We start from the raw sequence: 16,522 nt of genomic DNA, 5'->3' as shown, positions 1-16,522 counted from the left end.
ATTACCATTACTTTTACCAGATATCGCTGATTCGTCACCCATGGAGCGACGAAAAATCCTCCTCGGTACTGGCGCCGGACTGATAACCGTCCTCGCAGGCTGTTCCGGCGGGGATCAAACGAGCGACGACGAAGAGACGACCGGACCCGACGAGAAAGGGGAGACCGAGGAGAACGACACGGAGACGGAGAACGGTGATGAGACCGACGAAGACAAAGACAAAGACGACGAGCACGACGAGACGAAAGGTAAGCGCGACGTCCCTGGCATCGACGAAGCCGTACTCGAGGAGCAGTTAGCACAGCGAGGTATTCACCTCGAAACCTTCCGTCGCAATAACTCGACGCTCGCCGTCGAAGTGTCGGTTTCGGGCCTCGACGCGAATGCGTTGTCGAGCGACCGTTCCGACGAGGAACTGAAACAGCGTCTCTCGGCGATCCTTCAGGCCGCGACCGACGCGGTCACCGATCCTCGGGCGTTCATCGCCGCAATCGAGACGATTACGGTGACCATTCTGGGCGAGGATCACAAGAAGGGGACGAAGAAAACGGGCGGGCTCACCCTCGATGTTCACGTCGACTGGCTGCTCCAGTTCATGCGCAACGACCTCCCGGAGGACGAGTTGATCCAACGGGCCATGGAAACGGCAGCCGACGACGGATAATCGGGAATACGCCGCCGCTCCGTGATCGGTCGTTGGTTCCGTGTAGCTCCCGGCAGGTACTGACCGCGTCACCGGTCGCTGGTGACGGCCTCGATACCCCCACCGTGGTCCGTCGCGGTCCATCAACGATCAGTTGCCCGCCGATCGCCGGCCGAATGCGGATCGTTCGCATCCGAGCAGCCGTTTGAACACGCTTTTAAGGGGGGCAACGCTATTCGAGTGTACACCCTACGCGGGGTTGATGATGCTCCTAGCCTCTCAGGACTTCCGCCGAGTGTTCTCGGCCCGGGTGCCAGCGCCCGGACGGCAGGGGAGCGCGAGCCCACGCGTAGGAGAGGTGAACAACCATGTCAGTCTACGTTAACACCGACATCCCAGCCGACCTCGCGGACGACGCCCTCGAGGCGCTCGAGGTCGCACGAGACACCGGACGAGTAAAGAAAGGAACCAACGAGACCACGAAGGCGATCGAGCGCGGCAACGCCGAGCTCGTCTACGTCGCCGAGGACGTCTCGCCTGAAGAGATCGTGATGCACCTGCCGGAGCTCGCCGACGAGAAGGGCATCCCCGTCGTCTTCATCGAGACGCAGGACGACGTCGGTCACGCCGCCGGCCTCGAGGTCGGCTCGGCCGCTGCCGCGATCGTCGACGCAGGCGAAGCCTCCGACGATGTTGAGGATATCGCTGACAAGGTCGAGGACCTCGACTGAGGTGAGCAAAGATGAGTGCTGAAGAGGAAGAAAGCGGCTCTACGCCCGCCGAGGTCATCGAGATCGTCGGCAAGACCGGCATGCACGGAGAAGCCATGCAGGTCAAGTGCCGGATCCAGGAGGGCGAGAACCAGGGACGCATCATCACCCGAAACTGCCTCGGGCCGGTCCGCGAAGGGGACGTACTCCAGCTTCGCGAGACCGCCCGCGAAGCCGACTCCATCGGAGGACAGTAAACAATGGTCGAGAAACGCACTTGCGACTACACGGGCGAAGAGATCGAGCCCGGGACGGGCATCATGTACGTCAAGAACGACGGCACGGTGCTTCACTTCGTCAACTCCAAGGCGGAGAAAAACTACAAGCTCGGTCGCGAACCGCGCGATCTCGAGTGGACCGAAGAGGGTCGTCGCGGCAAGGGCCCCGCCCAGGCCGAGACGCCCGCCGCCGAGGAAGCCGATCAGGCAGAGCAGGTCGAAGCCGCCGAGGACGAGGACCTCGAAACGGAAGCCGAGGCCGTCGACGAAGACGAGGACACCGAACCGGCCGGCGACGAGGCCGTCGCCGAGAAGGAGGCCGTCGAAGGCGAAGCCGAAGCGGCCGCCGAGGGTGAACTCGACGACGTCGCCGGCGGCAAAGAGGACAGCGAGGAATAATGAGCGACCACGAACGTACCTTCGTGATGGTCAAGCCCGACGCCTTCGCGCGTGGCCTGGTCGGCGAGGTCGTCTCCCGACTCGAGGACCGCGGGCTCAAGCTCGTCGGGATCAAGGTCGAGAACATGCCCCGCGAGCGGGCCGAGGAACACTACAGCGAGCACGAGGACAAGCCGTTCTACGATGACCTCGTGGACTTCATCACCTCCGGCCCGGTCGTCCCGATGGTCTGGGAGGGCCAGGACGCGACGCGCCAGGTCCGCCAGATGATCGGCGAGACCGATCCGCTCGAGGCCGAACCCGGGACGATCCGGGGCGACTACGCGCTCGACCTCGGTCGGAACGTCGTTCACGCGGCCGATCACGAGGATGAGGGCGCCAACGAACGCGAAATCGCGATCCACTTCGACGAGGACGAGCTGATCGACTACGATCAGCACGACGCCGAGTGGCTCTACGAGTAACGCCGGTCTCGATTTCGCTTCCGCTTCTCGACGTTCTCACGAATCGACAGCTACTGTATCGAACAGGTGCGGCGTCACCGCCTAGTCGGCGAGATGGCCGCATTCAACGGCTGCTGAGCGATCGTTATTCTTCTCCGTTTTCGTTCTTACAGATATAACACAGGTATTTTTCTAGGTAGACGTAAGGTCTAATGTGTCGGCTGCAGTAGGGTCGGCTGGTGGTTTCGAATGGTAACTTACGGTAGGTGGTTCGTGGATGCGTGAAACGGAGGGAGAGTCGACGGTGTTGGGGGCGGATATCACGCCGTCGCTCGACCTGGTCTTCGAGTTGCTCTCGGACAGTCGGCGGCGGTACGCGCTGTACTACCTCAATAACCAACCGGATGGGGTCGCGACGCTCGAGACGCTCACCGAAAACGTCGTCGCCCTCGAACGGACGGCGAACTGCGACGACGAGGGCGAGCGGATCGGCGATACCGGGGACGACGCGTCGGACCTTCGAACGGGAGTACGGGCCGAACTGCAGCACGTCCACCTTCCGAAACTCGAGGACGCGGGCGTTCTCGAGGTCGATCGGCGCAGCGAGACGGTGCGCTACTGGGGCCAGCCGTCCCTCGAAGAGTGGCTCGAACACGCACAACACAAGGAGAGCAGGTAGCCGGGCAGTCGTGAGACGGCACTACCGACGGCCTGGCGGGCGAGGCCGTCTGCTCCGCTGTCGCTGAAAGGTTTAACACGCAGTCCGTGGTGGGACCCAGTGAGGTGTCGGTAAATCGCACGACGGGACGGCGGCGACTTTGTGAGGTGTGATATCATTTCACTCCTCAAGACTTAACAAGCGAGATACCGATACCGCGTAGTGAGGTGTCATACTATGGCTGACCACGAACTTCCACCGCTTCCGTACGATTACGACGCGCTCGAACCGGCGCTATCCGAACAGGTACTGACCTGGCACCACGATACGCACCACCAGGGCTACGTCAACGGCCTCAACTCGGCCGAAGAGACGCTCGCGGAGAACCGCGAGGAGGGCGACTACGGTTCGACGCCCGGCGCCCTCAAGGACGTCACCCACAACGGCTGTGGCCACTATCTCCACACGCTGTTCTGGGAGAACATGTCCCCGAACGGCGGCGGCGAGCCCGAGGGCGACCTCGCCGACCGCATCGAGGAGGACTTCGGCTCCTACGAGGGCTGGAAGGGCGAGTTCCAGAAGGCCGCCGGCGCCGCCGGTGGCTGGGCGCTGCTCGTCTACGACCCGGTCGCCAAGCAGCTGCGCAACCTCGCGGTTGACAAGCACGACCAGGGCGCGCTCTGGGGCGCCCATCCCGTGCTCGCGCTGGACGTCTGGGAACACTCCTACTACTACGACTACGGTCCGGACCGCGGCGAGTTCATCGACGCCTTCTTCGACGTCGTCAACTGGGAGAAGGCCGAAGAGGAGTACCAGACCTGCCTCGACCACTTCGAGTAAGCCGGCTGCAGTAGCAGCGACGAGCCAGTCTATCCCGACTTTTTATCGCGCGTCAGTCACGGACAGCGACAGTGCCGGTGCGCCGGTTCGCCAGTTCGAAGCGCGGACGGTGACGTGGCCTGCCGGCTGGCCGGTTGCGCGGTTCGTCGTCGCTCGTCGATCACTCCTCGTCGTCCGCGATACCGGACGCGCGCAGGTACTCCTCGAGCAGCGTCGGGAACTGACCGCCGCGGACGTAGCGGAGGCCGAACTCGTCGGCCCAGGAGATGATCCCTCGGTCCTCGGTGACCACGCCGGCGTCGAGTTCGCGGGCGAGGATCAGCAGGTCGAAGTCCTCACGGGAGTCGAGGACTCCCCGGCGGAGCGCGCGGCGATACTTATCGCGCATGTTCGAGAGGACCCGGTCGGCGTCGGTCATGTACTCCTCTTGCTCGCCGTCCCCTGAGCCGCGCGCGAGCGCCTCCGGATCGAGCTGTTCGACCTCGCGGATGGCCTCCTCCGAGACGCGCAGACCGCGGTCGACACGGTCGCTCATCTCGTCGATGAAGTTGTAGACGACGTTCGCGGGGATCGTGACGCCGTACCGGTCGGGGCTCTTGCGGACGACCCACGTGTCCAACCGCGAGAACGCGACCTCGTCGACGTCGCGCTCGCGCAGCATCGTCCCGAGTTCGTCGTGGATCGACGGCGGGACGTAACAGGAGATGTTGAGCTCGAGCCGGGCGGTCGCGATCAGGTCGAGCAGGCGGATCACGGCGTCCTCCAGCGGTTCGTCGTCCCGCCGAATCTCCTCGGTGATGAACAGCGACGTGTCGAGAACGAACCGTTGGCGCGGCAGGTCGCCTTGCATACGTATCGGTTGTGCAGTCATCCACATAGACCTCACCCCGCCGTACGTTGCGACCAAACGGGAACGGGTGAACGGCCGGCCGATCGGGCCACCGGATGCTTTTCACCGAGAACGGTGTCGAGGACGTATGGACCGCGACGCGTACCTCGAGCGGCTCGGGGCCACCGCGGACGACGCCGCCGACCTCTTCGAACACTTCGATCAGCGGACGGTCGAGGGGCGGCCGTACCACGCGCTCCCCGACGCGCGCCACGGCGTCGAGCGCGGGACCGTCATCGTCCCGGACGACGACGTCGTCGTCCGCGGCTATCCGAGCATCCCACGGATTCTCGTGCTCGATCCCGGTATCGCCTCGTTCTTCGAGGACGCCGGCACCGAGACGATCGCGATCGAGGAGAAACTTAACGGATTCAACGTCCGCATCGCCGACGTCGGCGAACCGCTCGCGTTCACCCGAAGCGGCTACGTCTGCCCGTACACGACCTCGCGAGCACGCGACCTGCTCTCGCTCGAGGACTTCTTCGCGGATCACCCGGAGACGACCCTCTGTGCCGAGCTGATCGGTCCGGAAACGCCCTACACGACCCACGACTATGCGGGTATCGACACCCACGACTTCCGCGTCTTCGATATCCGGGACCGCGAGTCGGGCGAGCCCCGCTCCGTGGCCGACCGGCGTGCTCTCTGCGAGGCGTACGACTTCAATCAGCCGCGCCTGTTCGGCCGCGCCGCGCCGGGCGACGCCGTCGCGACGGTTCGAAGCGCTATCGACGACCTCGACGCGGCGGGCCGGGAAGGCGTCGTGTTGAAATCCGACGACGGGACCAAGCTGGTCAAGTACACGACCGAATCGAACCACCACGGCGAACTCGCCTACGCGTTCTCGCTCCCGTTCGACCACGGCCGGGACTTCGTCTTCTCCCGCGTCATCCGCGAGGCCTTCCAGGCCGCCGAACTGGACGAAGACGGCGACCGCTTACGGGAGCGCGCCCACGACCTCGGCGAGTCGATCCTCCGGCCGGCGGTCGACGCGATTCGAGACGTAGACGCCGGCGAGACGATCGGCCACCGACACACGGTTCGAGGATCGTCGGCGGCCATCGACGCGCTGTTCGATCACCTGGACGACCAGGCGATGACGATCGAGATCGAATCCGACCGCTGCGAGGACGGCGAGCGCGTCGTCGAGTTCGTGAAGGTCGCCGAGTCGAGCCGCGATCGGATCGCGTACTATCTCGAGGGCGGGACGCGAACCGAGTGACGATCCCCGGCGGACGCGCGTCGACCGCTGCAGGCGGTCGCTGCGGCCGTCGAACCGGTCGGGGGTCCCGGTCGACCGCGAACGAACGATTTAGGCGTCGGCCCCGGGTACGACAAGATATGCCCGTCCCCAAATCGGAGTTCGACGAGCTTCCGCCGTGTGACTTCTACACGCCCGCGGAGCTCTTCGAGGACGACCAGATGTACACCGTCTACGAGATCGCGCGCCTGCTGCAGGGGCTCGAGCCCGACGCCGAGATCGACCGCGAGACGGAAGATATCCTGCTCGACTGGGCGATCCCGTGGGTCATGACCAACGCCGACGACCTGGTAGTCGCCGAACCCCGCAACGAGGACGAACCCGGCTACTACGGCCTGCGAGAATGATCCTCCTCGTGGTCGGCGCCGACCGCGTCGATGCCGGCAAGACCACCTTCTCTGCCGGCCTGCTCGAGCGCACCGGCGCGGTCGGCTACAAACCCCGGGCCGGCAACGACTTCTGGTTCGATCACGACGACTGCCTGACGGCGCTGTCCGAGGGCCGACTCTACGGCAAAGACGCGGCCAGGCTCTCGGCGGCGGACGGCCGCGATCGACCGCCCGAGCAGCTCAATCCCGTCCACCGGCTGTGGCGGCCCGCGCCTGGCGGCGGGAGCGGATTGCTCGGCCGTTCCGATCGGGAGTTCGTCGTCGATCGCGTCGGTCGCGACGCTACGGACCCGCTGTTCGTCCGCAACGCCACCGCAGAAGTCCCCGACGCCGTCGCCGACGCGCTCCCGCTCGAGGACGCAGTTCCCGTCGAGACCGTCGAGGAATTCAACGAACACGCCGCGCGGGAGTACGTCCCCGCCTTCGAGCGCCTGGCCGACGAGATCGAGGCGACCGAGGTCGCCGTCGTGGAGTCCTACGGCGACATCGCGCTGCCGCTGTCGTCACTCGACCCGGCGTCGATCGCCGCCGTCGCGGCCGTCGAACCCGGCCGCGCGCGGATCTACGACGGGGATCGCTACTGTCGCGCCTGCGAGGTCGCCAGCTCGAGCCCGAAAGACGGCGCGCTCGAGAAGCGGGTCCCGGACGTCCTCGAGTACCTCGACCCGCTCGATCGGGTTCGGCTCCCGGCGCTCGGCGGCGACCAGCGGGACGATCCCGCGCGGATCGCTCGGGCGTACCGGGACGCCTACGACGCGTTGCTCGACGCCGCCGGGCAGGTGTAGCGGAGCGTCCCGACGGCGGCGCCCGTCGTCGCGCGGCTCAAGCCTGGCGCGCCATCTGCCCCGCGAGTTCGACGTGATCGTCTGGATCGCTGGTCACGCTTGGCCCGTGGCCGGTGTGCATCTCCGCGAGGTCGGAATCGATCCGGTCTCGCACGCGGTCGATGCTCTCGATCAGGGTCGCGCGGTCGCCCTCCTCGAGGTCGGTACGGCCGAAGCTCCCGTTCTGGAAGATCAGATCGCCCGCGAATAGGACGCCGCCGTCGTCGGCGTAGAAACAGAGGTGGTCGTTCTTGTGACCGGGTGTGTGTAGTGCGACGTAGTCGCGGTCGCCCAATCGAACCGTCTCCTCGTCCGCGATCGCGTGGTCGACGCCGTCGATCCCGGGATCGTACCCCCACGCCTCGACGCCGAAGGCGTCTTTCACGGCCGCGAGGTTCCCGACGTGATCGCGGTGCGTGTGGGTCAGGACGACCGCGTCCAGGTCGTCTACCTCCGACCGGACGGCGTCGACGACGTCGAAGTTCGCTCCCGTATCGACGAGAACGGTCCGATCGCCGGTCACGAGGAAGACGTTGCTCGTAAACGCCTGGACGTCCCGTGCGAGATTCGTGATCATGGGACCCGCTACGCAGGCGACCGGTTTGTGGGTATCGACACCGATCCGGGACGCCGTGGCGACGGTTCCGGAAGTTCCAGCGGCTCGCCCGACAAATCCACGGATACGACGCGTGAACGGGTGCAGTTCGCTTGAACCGTGTATTCACAAGGATTTTTAGCTGCGGCACGTAGTGAGTAGACGAATGAATCGGTCGGCTCCCGTCGGATTCGTCGTTCTCCTCGTCTTTGCGGTCGTCGCCGGCGCCTGTGGTCCGATCGCGGCGTCTGCCACCGCCGCACCCACCGCCACGACTACCGGGGCGGCCACCCAGTCGACACCGGACGCGACTCCCGAATCGACGCCGTCTACAGCGATGGTCGCCGCCCAGGAGGAAAGCAGACTCGTCTCGCAGGAAACGCAGGGATTCGACAACACGACGTTCGAGATCACCGCCCACGAAAACGGGAGCGCGACGTGGACCATCCGCTACGAACGGGTATTCTCCGAGGCGGACAACGAGACCGAGGCTCGGGAGAACTTCGAGACCTTCGCGGAGGAGTTCCGGGCCAACGAAACGGGCCTCTACGACCAATTTATCAACCAGTCGGACCGCCTGGCCGAAGCCGGCGCACAGGAGGCGGGCCGGGAGATGGAAGCGACGAACTTCCGGCGCTCCGCAGCGATCGAAGAGCAGTTGCTCGGCCGGGAGAAGGGCGTCGTCGAAATGTCGTTCACGTGGGAGAACTTCGCCGTCGTCGAAGATGATCGGATCGTCGTCGGTGACGTCTTCGAGACCCTCTACATCAGCTCCGATCAGGCCATCGTCTACCAGGCGGGCGGTGACCTCTCCTTCCGTTCGATCGAACCCAACAACGGAGAATACGCCGGGACCTCGCTCGAAAACGCGGAGACGGTCCAGTGGAACGGCGAACGGGAATTCATCGAGGGCCGTCCCCGTGCGGTGTTCGACCGGCCCGACAGCGGTGACGGCACCGGTGCCGTCGGCGACGACGACGCCGGCTTGCGCGCGACGATCGACGATGCCGAACTGGCCTGGTATCTCGTCGGCGCCCTCCTCGTGATCGGGCTCGCCACCGCGGCGGTCGCCTGGTACCGCCGCTCCGGCCAGGCTGCCGACCAGCGAGGCACAAGCGGCCCCGACGAAGCCGAGGCTACCGCGGGTGTGACGGCGAACGCCGCCGATACGACCGGCGAAGGAACGGGTAGCCGAGATGCCGCCGAGACCGCCGAGCCAGGCGGGTCGGAGCCCGAGCCGGTTCCCGACGAGGAACTCATGACGGACGAGGACCGCGTCGTCAAGCTCATCCGCGAGAACGGCGGGCGGATGAAACAGGTCAACATCGTCGAGGAGACCAGCTGGTCGAAGTCGAAGGTCAGTATGCTCCTCTCGGATATGGAAGAAGAAGGGACGATCAGCAAACTCCGAGTCGGTCGCGAGAACATCATCAGTCTCGAGGGATTCGAGCCCGAGGCGACGAAGTCGCCGTTCGAGGAGTGACGGAAGCTGATAGGTCGTCACGTGGGATTGTCCGGCACGGCGAAGGTGAAACGGAATCCTTAAACAGTCGACCGCGCAACGATTGAATGCAGACGAAGCCCGCTCCGGAAGCCACGGAGCGAGAACGACGCAACGGGCTCCGATAGTGTAGTCCGGCCAATCATATTGCCCTCTCGAGGCAATGACCGGGGTTCGAATCCCCGTCGGAGCATTCTCTCACTTTCGATTGTCTGAGTGTCCCTACTACCCTAGCAGGCAACCGTATCCGGAGACGCGTCCCCCACCCGCCAGCGGGAGCTATTGTGCGGCCGGCCAAGTCGAAGTCATGGAGTCGTCACAGTGCAAAGCGGAGACGAACAGCGGTTCTCAGCGTCCCACCGATGCGACGTGCCAGACCGAGAATCCACGTGTCTGCGTGCACCACCGCCAGGCGCCGGACGAGCGTGTCGATAACGAGGACCAGACGACAGACGACGAATGACTGTTCGGAGCGAGTAAGACACGTAGCGATGAGTACTGGAAACGAGACGGGGATCCGTAAGCGGCGATCCGAATATCTCCGCAGGAGGGCCGGCGCCGTCACTCGCCGCCTGGCTGTCGGCGCTCGATCATCCCGAGGCTGACCCAGGAGACGACGAGGTCGTCGTCCTGGTTGTACCCCTCGAGTCGACTGTCGACGTACCCTCGTCGGGGATCGCTCTCGGAGACGCGCTTGTCGATGACCTCGGTGCGGATCGAGAGCGTGTCGCCTGGCGTGACCGGCCGCTTCCACCGGAGCTCGTCCACGCCGCGGGCACCCATGACGGCCCGACCCGCTATCGGTCCGTCCACGAGCAGCCGCATACACATCGCGGCGGTGTGCCAGCCGGAGGCGACCAGTTCGCCGAACGCGGAGTCGTCAGCGGCTTCCGCGTCGGTGTGAAACGGCTGGGGATCGTACTGGTCGGCGAATTCGATAATTTCGTCTTTCGTGACGTGGTACTCGCCGTATTCCTGGGTCTCACCGATTTCGATATCCTCGTAATAGCGCATCGTCGTGTGGTGTGGTACGTATCAGCAAGAACTTGTGGGCCGAGGCAGAACAGGGATGCTGGACACGGTGGGCACTTCTGGAATCCGTTAGAGTACCGGTATGGGTTCCAAACACCTATGCATCACCGAACTGGTAGTAGGGACATGGAACTCGAAGACCACACCGTCCTCGTCACTGGCGGTGCCGGTTTCATCGGCTCGAACCTGGCGAATCACCTCGCCGAAGCGAACGACGTAACCGTCGTCGACGACTGTTATCTGGGCACGCCGAAGAACCTGGCCGACGAGGTCGACTTCGTCGACGCGAGCGTTCTCGAGGACGACCTGCCGACCGACGTCGACGTCGTGTTCCACCTGGCGGCGCTGTCGTCGTACGCGATGCACGAGGAGGATCCCACGACGGGAGCGCGGGTGAACGTCGAGGGGTTCGTCAACGTCGTCGAGCAGGCCCGGGAAGACGGTTGCGACACCGTCGTCTACGCCTCGACGTCGTCGATTTACGGGAGCCGAACGGAGCCCTCGCCAGAGGAGATGGACGTCGCGGTCAACACCGGCTACGAGGCCTCGAAACTGGCTCGAGAGCGCTACGGCGAGTACTTCTCGAACCACTACGATATGTCGATGGCCGGAATGCGTTTCTTCTCGGTCTACCAGGGCTACGGCGGCGCCGAGGAGCACAAGGGAGAGTACGCTAACGTGATCGCGCAGTTCGCCGACGACATCGCCGACGGAGAGGCGCCGGTGTTGTACGGCGACGGGACGCAAACGCGGGACTTCACGCACGTCGACGACATCGTCCGCGGACTCGAACTCGCCGCGGCACACGAACTCGACGGTATTTACAACCTCGGAACCGGCGACGCCTACGACTTCAACACCGTCGTGGAGATGCTCAACGACGAACTCGGGACCGACGTCGAACCGGAGTACGTCGAAAACCCCATTCCCGAGGACGTCTACGTCTACGACACGTGCGCCGACGCCTCGAAAATCCGCGAGGAAGCCGGCTGGGAGCCTCGGATCGACTTCGAGGAGGGAATTCGACGAGTCTGTGCGCAGTACACGGACGAGTAATCCGAGACGAACCCGGGAAGACGAACCCGCGACGGACAGCGGACACTAGTCTCGCGGAGGGGTCGTCCATCGACTTCTGCTAGTACTGTTCCGAACGGAGACCTATGGGTTAGATAGATATATCCGGATATAGTAATCGCCGGTAATGAGCGACACTATCTGCGTATTAGGTATCGACGCTGCGGATTACGAACTCGCGAAAGAATGGGACTGCGATAATCTATTGCTCGAGACGTCGAACCGGTTGACCGTCGAACCCTATTCGCTGGACGTTCCGGCGACGCTCGAAGTGTGGCCGTCGATCGCAACGGGCGCGTCACCCGACGACCACGGGATAACGCTTCATCCCACCGAGTCCGGTGAGTTCGAGATTCGGCAGTTCCTGACCCTCTTCGGAAGCAAACTCCCCGATCCGGTGAAAAAACCCCTGAAGAGGGCGTACAACGAGGTTTCTTCGACGGGCTATCCGACGACCGATCGCGAATCGATGTTTCAGAAGGGGACGGTATACAATTGGCCGGGGGTGACGCCCTGTTACGACTGGGATCGCGAATTAGAATGGTTCAGGGGCGTGCAAAACGGAGATGTAAGCGAATCGGAGTTCTGCCAGCGGAGCTTCGGACTGGCCGGAAAGGGGGTCGGGTGGCTGCGCAGCCAAGCGATGATGAACGTCCCGATAGCCGGAGCGCACGTTCATTATCTCGACTCGACGGGCCACATATACGCTGATCGGCCCGAACGGCTCCGAGAACACTACGAGCGGATGGACGAATTGGTCGCGGAACTCCGCGACCGGACGGACCACTTACTCATCGTTTCCGACCACGGGATGAAGACCGCCGCAGTCGACGACGCCGAACTGGGAGTGCACTCGATGCGTCCGTTCATATCGTCGTCGAAAGACGCGGAACTGCCCGGTCACGTCCTCGAGATACGCGAGTGGGTCGAGAAGTTGGTCGACGGCGAGATGGAATTCGAAGACGCGAGCGAAATCGATGCACCGACGGAGCACCTCGCTGATCTCGGCTATCTGTAATGAGGCGAGCGAGGAGAGCCAGTCGTAGTCGAGAGCGACCTGTGGTTTAGGCGACACGCTCGTACAGATCGAGGTATTCCTCGCAGACCTTCTCTATCGAGTATCGGCTCTCGATGTGCGACTGCGCTGCCTCGGCTCGGGAACCGTCGTCCGACTCGACAACCGACGTGATAGCGGCTGCGAGGTCGCGCGGCTCACGGGAGTCGATCACGCGTCCGACGGCGATCATTTCGTTCACCGAACCGACGTCGGTAGAGACGACCGGTACCCCACAGGCCTGGGCTTCCATCACGACGTTCGGCTGTCCCTCCGAAACCGACGGTAACACCAGCACGTCGTGTGAGTTGTAGTATTCGACGGTATCGTCGACGTGTCCCTCGAACGTGACGATGTCTCGGATCCCCAGCGTCGAGCAGTACTCTTCGTACTCCGCCCTCTTCGTCCCGTCGCCGACGATCGTTAACCGGATGTCGGCGTCGCGCTCGCCGTCCAGTACGCGCATGCTCTCTAACAGCAGCGGAATGCCTTTCACCGTGTCGAGCCGTCCGACGTAGAGTAACTCGACGTCGGCGTCCGACCGGCGACTCCGCTCCGCGGGAACGTACGTCGACGTATCGATTCCGTTCGGGATCGTTTCGACCTTTTGCGTCGACGTGAACCGGGAAACGTCGCTCCGCAAGTAATCGCCGAGAAGGGTGACTCGGTCCGCGGCGTTGAACGTCAGCCGTCCCAGCGTGTGGGTGTAAATCGACCCGATACAGTCGACGATCCGGTTTCCGTACGACCAATTGATACCCGGCAGCGAATCGATCGTGACGATACAGTTCGTATCGTTTCGGTCGGCGATCACTGCGGCGAGCGTACAGGGCGGGTAGAAGTAACTGAAGATGTGGACGACGTCCGCGTCCGTCAGCGCGTCCCGGTAGGTTCGATAAAACGAGCGAGAGACGAGCGTGTATCGAACGCCCGGAACGGTCGTCGCCGAATAGAACCGGTAGTCGATTCGCTCGACCCGATCGAGGTTCTCCCTCGCTTTTTCCGGGAGCAGGACGCACACCTCGTGTCCGTCCTCGGCCAGCGACTTCGATAATCGGGTTAGTCCGGGCCGGGTCTTCTCGGTCGTTTCAATAAATACTATTCTCATACTGACGCAACTCCGTCATGGTGTAGATGTATGCCAGTACCACCGGAATGTAAAACGAGATGCTCCTGTCGAGCAGTATTATCGCGGCCGCTACGTCCGGTTCGACGCCGAGCGCGATGAGGACGTTCGTTCCGGTGAGTTCGGAGATGCCGATGCCGCCGACCGAGATCGGCAAGACCGAGACGGCGTACACGAGGACCGGGATGACGAAGTAGTACGCCACCGGAAACGAGACGCCGACGCTACTCGTTACAATGGCGAATCGGAGGCCGACAATGCAGACGACCGTCAGGATCGTCAAGAGAAAACATTTCGCGATAAGTGATCGATCGAAGGTAGCGTAATCGAGTCTGTCGATCGGCACGTCGACGATCGGAACGTTGGCGGTGGAATGGAGGCCGAGCGAGAGCACCGGGATTGCCAAGTACGCCATCCCGCTGGAGAACAGGACGAGCGCTATTTCGTACTCGAGGATAGAGACGAGGGCGAGCAGACCGACGAGCGTCGTCGTTCCCAGCGTTACCGCTGTAAGTACGAGATTCGTCAGTTGGATATTCAGCCCGTCTTTCTTCTCGATGTCGGTATTGCGATCGATCAAGAAGGGCATCGTCAGCAGACTTCCCGCCTTCGACGGGATGAACGAATTCAACGAGAAGTTCATTACGTAGATTTTCGCGAAGACCGGAAGCGGGATGTCCGCGTACGGCGATGCGAGCAGCTGTAAAATACGGCTCGTGAGAAGGGTCGTCGCGATTACTGTGACGCTTGCGGCGAAGAGTTCAAATCGGCTCGGGATCGTTACCACCGAAACGACATCGGTGAACGGCACGGTCTCGTGGAGATAGTAGACGGAAAACGCGATGACGGCCACCTTCACCACCGAAAAGAGCTGTCCTCTATCTACGTTCATTTGTACACCTCGACGACCTGGTTGCTGTAGACATTATCATTTCTCGTACGTATTTCGTCGACGCTTCGGTCGCTGATCTGCGTCGTTTCGGCCTGGCCGACCCGTCTGCTCGACTCGAGCTCCGGTCTGTACCCTATCTCTTTGTCATAGATGGTGTGGAAATAAATCTCGTCGTCTTCGATGTCCGTCTTATTGTACTCGTCGTCTGCTACGGGTATCATTCGCGCATCGACGGTCGACTCCTCCAGGTGGGGACGGAACATCGCCGTTCCGGTCCGGAAATCGACGTACGAACGGCTGGTATACACGCGGTCGTCGGTGTCACCGACGTCATCGTACCACTCGATCGCCGCTCTCTCGTTGGTGGTCTGAAACGTCTTGCTGTTCGGAACGTCGTTACCGAGAATCGCAGTCTCGAAGGCCGGCGCCGGGCCAGCGACCGTAAGGGCGGAGACGAGAACGATAGTGACGGTTCCGAACAGCAGAATGCGTCGCGATCCGAGCAATACGATGCCGGACGCACAGAGCGCCGGTAAGAAGAGAACTTGCGAGATGAAAAAGATCCGATTCGGGGAGAGGCCCTCGGTTCCGACGATAACCCCGACGCCGATCAGTCCCAGGAGGAAGTAACAAACGGTGACGAGCGAGACGGTCTGCACTCGGGAAGACCGAATGCCGAGTAGTAACCCTATTTGCGCGAAGAGGAGTACCAGCGCCGTTCCGATGGTGGTGTAGAGGAGAACGGAGAGCGGTTGGTCCGTCGACGCGCTCGTGGGGTCGGAAAACCCGAAGTCGCGAAAGAGCGGAACGACGTTCGTTACCACCAGATCTAATCCGTTCACGTCCGCGATCCACCCCCAATGTAACAACGTAAACACGCCGGCGGCGAACGTCACCAGAAGGACCCGCCTCGATCGACTCGTGACGAATAGCACGAGAACGAGGAGTAACCCCATCGCCGTCGTGTAATGGTGGGTGACGATGAGCGAGAGGTACGCGAGCAGCAGTAAAACGTACATCGCGTACGAGTCAGTATCGCTCCAGAATAACACGCGATACGTGAGGTAGAGAATGATCATCAAAAAGAAGATAGCGTACGGGAGGTGGTTTCCCTGGTACGCGTATCGCAGCACGAAACTCGAAGAGAGGTACACTACGACCGCAATCTCGGGAGTGACGTACGTCCTCCCGAGGAGGTCGACGGAGAACAGTCGGGCGAACGCGTAGACGAACAAACTGAGAATCGCCAGGACGGACGCCGTCGTGAAATAGTACGTTCTCCGAGCGCTCGTATCGAGAACGAGCGACAGAACCGACACCAGAACGTGATGACCCGGGAAGTACGTATAATTCGTTTGCGGGGGGACGCTTCCGTGTTCTATAATCGGCCGGATAACCTGTGAAACGTGGTAGTACGAGTCTTGGCCGCCGAAACCGTTCGGAAACACGACCTGCGGCCAGAGGAACAACCAACCGGCGGAGACCAAGAACAACACGCACCCGACTGACGTGCGAGCGTGAGTGAGCACGCACAGCAACAGCGCGGACAACAGGGCGATCGAGAGATAGAATTCGTACCCGGGCGGATGGTGGCTGTTCACCGCCAAGAATACCGAGAGCGCCAAACAGACGAAATACGCGACCAGATAGGCTTTCAGCCGGACGGGACGTCGCTCGAAGGCGGCCGCGGCAACGCTACGGTTCTCGTTGTGAAACACGAGAAAGAGGAAAGTCCCGAGGACGACGCTAACTGCCAGCGGCAAATGGAGGTACGAGTTGAGCAAATAGAGACACGCCGTTGCGGCACCGCTGAAGAGAAGCGCCAACCACGGGAAATACCGCTTTCGAACGAGCGCCGCCGTCGCTGAGACTCCGTAGCTCATCGTGCGGTCACACCTCCACGGTCGAATTACT

At 62.6% G+C, this 16,522-nt stretch carries 19 protein-coding genes and 1 tRNA gene; 14 read left to right on the top strand and 6 right to left on the bottom strand.

The window, feature by feature from the left end:
- Positions 1–40 precede the first annotated feature (40 nt).
- The 7 genes from BMY29_RS02740 to sod all read left to right on the top strand — a co-directional run bounded on the left by BMY29_RS02740 (position 41) and on the right by sod (position 3,971).
- Positions 41–664: a hypothetical protein gene (locus BMY29_RS02740; protein WP_049989869.1), complete on the top strand. Its 624-nt coding sequence runs from the start codon at positions 41–43 to the stop codon at positions 662–664.
- Positions 665–1,011: 347 nt separating this feature from the next.
- Entirely contained in the window at positions 1,012–1,374 is a 363-nt protein-coding gene (gene rpl7ae, locus BMY29_RS02730; RefSeq protein ID WP_049989870.1) for a 50S ribosomal protein L7Ae, read from the top strand.
- Between the two features lie 11 nt (positions 1,375–1,385).
- Entirely contained in the window at positions 1,386–1,610 is a 225-nt protein-coding gene (locus BMY29_RS02725; RefSeq protein WP_004214009.1) for a 30S ribosomal protein S28e, read from the top strand.
- Positions 1,611–1,613: 3 nt separating this feature from the next.
- Positions 1,614–2,030, top strand: coding sequence for a 50S ribosomal protein L24e (locus tag BMY29_RS02720; RefSeq protein WP_049989871.1), 417 nt, complete (start codon positions 1,614–1,616; stop codon positions 2,028–2,030).
- Positions 2,030–2,494 (top strand): nucleoside-diphosphate kinase, encoded by a 465-nt coding sequence (gene ndk, locus BMY29_RS02715; protein WP_049989872.1) that lies wholly within the window; start codon positions 2,030–2,032, stop codon positions 2,492–2,494. The genes BMY29_RS02720 and ndk overlap by 1 nt, the downstream gene beginning before the upstream one ends.
- A 256-nt stretch (positions 2,495–2,750) precedes the next feature.
- Positions 2,751–3,152, top strand: coding sequence for a DUF7344 domain-containing protein (locus BMY29_RS02710; RefSeq protein ID WP_049989873.1), 402 nt, complete (start codon positions 2,751–2,753; stop codon positions 3,150–3,152).
- Between the two features lie 216 nt (positions 3,153–3,368).
- Positions 3,369–3,971, top strand: coding sequence for a superoxide dismutase (gene sod / locus BMY29_RS02705; protein WP_049989874.1), 603 nt, complete (start codon positions 3,369–3,371; stop codon positions 3,969–3,971).
- Between the two features lie 160 nt (positions 3,972–4,131).
- Here the strand turns inward: sod and BMY29_RS02700 are convergent, their stop codons facing one another.
- Positions 4,132–4,821, bottom strand: a complete 690-nt coding sequence (locus BMY29_RS02700; protein ID WP_049989875.1) for an RNA ligase partner protein — start codon at positions 4,819–4,821, stop codon at positions 4,132–4,134.
- A 127-nt stretch (positions 4,822–4,948) separates the two neighbouring features.
- Between BMY29_RS02700 and BMY29_RS02695 the strand changes: the two genes are divergently transcribed.
- From BMY29_RS02695 to BMY29_RS02685, 3 genes are all read left to right on the top strand, one after another.
- A complete protein-coding gene (locus tag BMY29_RS02695) occupies positions 4,949–6,082 on the top strand; it encodes an RNA ligase (RefSeq protein WP_049989876.1) in 1,134 nt (377 codons plus the stop codon).
- A gap of 119 nt (positions 6,083–6,201) precedes the next feature.
- On the top strand, positions 6,202–6,468 hold the full coding sequence (locus BMY29_RS02690) for a DUF5827 family protein (RefSeq protein WP_049989877.1): 267 nt from the start codon (positions 6,202–6,204) through the stop codon (positions 6,466–6,468).
- Positions 6,465–7,295 (top strand): ATPase, encoded by an 831-nt coding sequence (locus tag BMY29_RS02685; RefSeq protein WP_049989878.1) that lies wholly within the window; start codon positions 6,465–6,467, stop codon positions 7,293–7,295. Before BMY29_RS02690 ends, BMY29_RS02685 begins: the two co-directional genes overlap by 4 nt.
- A gap of 37 nt (positions 7,296–7,332) precedes the next feature.
- Here BMY29_RS02685 and BMY29_RS02680 read toward each other — a convergent pair whose 3' ends face one another.
- Entirely contained in the window at positions 7,333–7,911 is a 579-nt protein-coding gene (locus BMY29_RS02680; protein ID WP_049989879.1) for an MBL fold metallo-hydrolase, read from the bottom strand.
- A gap of 184 nt (positions 7,912–8,095) precedes the next feature.
- Here BMY29_RS02680 and BMY29_RS02675 point away from each other — a divergent pair, with 184 nt between their 5' ends.
- Both BMY29_RS02675 and BMY29_RS02670 read left to right on the top strand, forming a co-directional pair.
- The gene (locus tag BMY29_RS02675) at positions 8,096–9,412 is read left to right on the top strand and encodes a helix-turn-helix transcriptional regulator (RefSeq protein WP_049989880.1); all 1,317 of its coding nucleotides are present in this window, start codon (positions 8,096–8,098) and stop codon (positions 9,410–9,412) included.
- 136 nt (positions 9,413–9,548) lie between these two features.
- A tRNA-Glu gene (locus tag BMY29_RS02670) sits at positions 9,549–9,623 on the top strand.
- Positions 9,624–9,991: 368 nt separating this feature from the next.
- Here BMY29_RS02670 and BMY29_RS02665 read toward each other — a convergent pair.
- On the bottom strand, positions 9,992–10,444 hold the full coding sequence (locus BMY29_RS02665; protein WP_049989881.1) for a MaoC family dehydratase: 453 nt from the start codon (positions 10,442–10,444) through the stop codon (positions 9,992–9,994).
- Between the two features lie 144 nt (positions 10,445–10,588).
- On the opposite strand from BMY29_RS02665, the gene BMY29_RS02660 reads away from it, so the two are divergent.
- Entirely contained in the window at positions 10,589–11,518 is a 930-nt protein-coding gene (locus tag BMY29_RS02660; RefSeq protein ID WP_049989882.1) for an NAD-dependent epimerase/dehydratase family protein, read from the top strand.
- Positions 11,519–11,663: 145 nt separating this feature from the next.
- Positions 11,664–12,554 carry an alkaline phosphatase family protein gene (locus BMY29_RS02655; RefSeq protein ID WP_049989883.1) on the top strand — a complete coding sequence of 297 codons (891 nt, stop codon included), beginning with the start codon at positions 11,664–11,666 and terminating at the stop codon, positions 12,552–12,554.
- Between the two features lie 46 nt (positions 12,555–12,600).
- Here the strand turns inward: BMY29_RS02655 and BMY29_RS02650 are convergent, their stop codons facing one another.
- Genes BMY29_RS02650 through BMY29_RS02640 form a run of 3 tightly spaced genes read right to left on the bottom strand, consistent with a single transcriptional unit; the run spans position 12,601 to position 15,927 of the window.
- Positions 12,601–13,698: a glycosyltransferase family 4 protein gene (locus BMY29_RS02650; protein ID WP_074854616.1), complete on the bottom strand. Its 1,098-nt coding sequence runs from the start codon at positions 13,696–13,698 to the stop codon at positions 12,601–12,603.
- Entirely contained in the window at positions 13,679–14,608 is a 930-nt protein-coding gene (locus BMY29_RS02645) for a lysylphosphatidylglycerol synthase transmembrane domain-containing protein (RefSeq protein ID WP_081985445.1), read from the bottom strand. The genes BMY29_RS02650 and BMY29_RS02645 overlap by 20 nt, the downstream gene beginning before the upstream one ends.
- A complete protein-coding gene (locus BMY29_RS02640) occupies positions 14,605–15,927 on the bottom strand; it encodes a hypothetical protein (RefSeq protein WP_143067643.1) in 1,323 nt (440 codons plus the stop codon). Before BMY29_RS02640 ends, BMY29_RS02645 begins: the two co-directional genes overlap by 4 nt.
- Positions 15,928–16,522: the final 595 nt, after the last annotated feature.

The organism is Natrinema salifodinae (assembly GCF_900110455.1).
In the GTDB taxonomy this organism is placed as follows: Archaea; Halobacteriota; Halobacteria; order Halobacteriales; family Natrialbaceae; genus Natrinema; species Natrinema salifodinae.
The sequence above is the reverse complement of the archived record's forward strand: the minus strand, read 5'-3'. Positions and strand labels throughout refer to the sequence as shown.

What these genes read in the sequence shown, in the direction of transcription:
- BMY29_RS02675 (WP_049989880.1), top strand. Translation starts at nt 8,096, where the DNA reads ATGAATCGGTCGGCTCCCGTCGGATTCGTCGTTCTCCTCGTCTTTGCG.
- BMY29_RS02645 (WP_081985445.1), bottom strand. Translation starts at nt 14,608, where the DNA reads ATGAACGTAGATAGAGGACAGCTCTTTTCGGTGGTGAAGGTGGCCGTC.
- BMY29_RS02655 (WP_049989883.1), top strand. Translation starts at nt 11,664, where the DNA reads ATGAGCGACACTATCTGCGTATTAGGTATCGACGCTGCGGATTACGAA.
- BMY29_RS02665 (WP_049989881.1), bottom strand. Translation starts at nt 10,444, where the DNA reads ATGCGCTATTACGAGGATATCGAAATCGGTGAGACCCAGGAATACGGC.
- BMY29_RS02740 (WP_049989869.1), top strand. Translation starts at nt 41, where the DNA reads ATGGAGCGACGAAAAATCCTCCTCGGTACTGGCGCCGGACTGATAACC.
- sod (WP_049989874.1), top strand. Translation starts at nt 3,369, where the DNA reads ATGGCTGACCACGAACTTCCACCGCTTCCGTACGATTACGACGCGCTC.
- BMY29_RS02695 (WP_049989876.1), top strand. Translation starts at nt 4,949, where the DNA reads ATGGACCGCGACGCGTACCTCGAGCGGCTCGGGGCCACCGCGGACGAC.
- BMY29_RS02710 (WP_049989873.1), top strand. Translation starts at nt 2,751, where the DNA reads ATGCGTGAAACGGAGGGAGAGTCGACGGTGTTGGGGGCGGATATCACG.
- BMY29_RS02690 (WP_049989877.1), top strand. Translation starts at nt 6,202, where the DNA reads ATGCCCGTCCCCAAATCGGAGTTCGACGAGCTTCCGCCGTGTGACTTC.
- BMY29_RS02720 (WP_049989871.1), top strand. Translation starts at nt 1,614, where the DNA reads ATGGTCGAGAAACGCACTTGCGACTACACGGGCGAAGAGATCGAGCCC.
- rpl7ae (WP_049989870.1), top strand. Translation starts at nt 1,012, where the DNA reads ATGTCAGTCTACGTTAACACCGACATCCCAGCCGACCTCGCGGACGAC.
- BMY29_RS02700 (WP_049989875.1), bottom strand. Translation starts at nt 4,821, where the DNA reads ATGCAAGGCGACCTGCCGCGCCAACGGTTCGTTCTCGACACGTCGCTG.
- BMY29_RS02680 (WP_049989879.1), bottom strand. Translation starts at nt 7,911, where the DNA reads ATGATCACGAATCTCGCACGGGACGTCCAGGCGTTTACGAGCAACGTC.
- ndk (WP_049989872.1), top strand. Translation starts at nt 2,030, where the DNA reads ATGAGCGACCACGAACGTACCTTCGTGATGGTCAAGCCCGACGCCTTC.
- BMY29_RS02725 (WP_004214009.1), top strand. Translation starts at nt 1,386, where the DNA reads ATGAGTGCTGAAGAGGAAGAAAGCGGCTCTACGCCCGCCGAGGTCATC.
- BMY29_RS02660 (WP_049989882.1), top strand. Translation starts at nt 10,589, where the DNA reads ATGGAACTCGAAGACCACACCGTCCTCGTCACTGGCGGTGCCGGTTTC.
- BMY29_RS02650 (WP_074854616.1), bottom strand. Translation starts at nt 13,698, where the DNA reads ATGAGAATAGTATTTATTGAAACGACCGAGAAGACCCGGCCCGGACTA.
- BMY29_RS02685 (WP_049989878.1), top strand. Translation starts at nt 6,465, where the DNA reads ATGATCCTCCTCGTGGTCGGCGCCGACCGCGTCGATGCCGGCAAGACC.